The sequence below is a fragment of the Streptococcus sp. GMD6S genome, assembly GCF_000297015.1.
Genome location: NZ_AJRH01000234.1, coordinates 1 through 654 on the forward strand (window position 1 = coordinate 1; position 654 = coordinate 654).

Annotated in this window: 2 protein-coding genes; one reads left to right on the top strand and one right to left on the bottom strand. The window is 44.5% G+C overall.

Translation table 11 applies throughout. From position 1 onward, the window contains the following. A partial coding sequence (locus tag GMD6S_RS09885; protein WP_000739504.1) for an MptD family putative ECF transporter S component occupies positions 1-302 on the bottom strand: 302 nt, incomplete at its 3' end. A 133-nt stretch (positions 303-435) separates the two neighbouring features. Here GMD6S_RS09885 and GMD6S_RS09890 point away from each other — a divergent pair. Beyond that, a partial coding sequence (locus GMD6S_RS09890; RefSeq protein ID WP_000514458.1) for a DUF624 domain-containing protein occupies positions 436-654 on the top strand: 219 nt, incomplete at its 3' end.

Here is a 654-nt window from a genome sequence, read left to right on the forward strand (position 1 = left end):
CCGAGACGAGCGATGGCATCTGCTGCAAGACCACAGGCGAGTCCTGGGAGAAAGGCACCAGCGCCATGCTTGCTAGCTAGGAAGAAAAGTGCCATAAAAAGTCCTAGAGTGGTGATAGCGCCAAAACGAGGGACCTTCGTCAAAAGAAGCATGTAGACACTGCCACCGACAAGGGCAGAAAAGGCCGGCGCGTAGAACATATTGCCTGTTTGATCGACCAGGTGTCCTAGGAAGACTCCAATCCCTAGACAGAGGAAATAAAGGACGGCGGCCAAGAGGGTGGTTAAGATATTTTTCTTCATGAGAATCTCCTTGATGCGAATTAACAAAACCAATTGTATCACGCTTTTTGAGGATTGTAAATGGGAGTTCTAAATTTTTGAAAACGCTTGAAATATGATATAATAGTTACATCGTTAGTTTAAGGAGAGTAGCATGGGAAAGTTTCTAGAATTCGTCTTTAATCGTATCTTTTTGGGAATGATTGCGACGGCTTATTTCTGGCTATTAACACTAGCAGGAGGAGTGGTCTTTGGTTTGGCACCAGCTAGTGCCACCCTGATGAGTTTGTATGCGGAGCATGGTTATACCTATCGAGCCTACCATTTGAAGGAAGCTTGGGAATTGTATAAGAGCAATTTTGTCAAGAGTAAT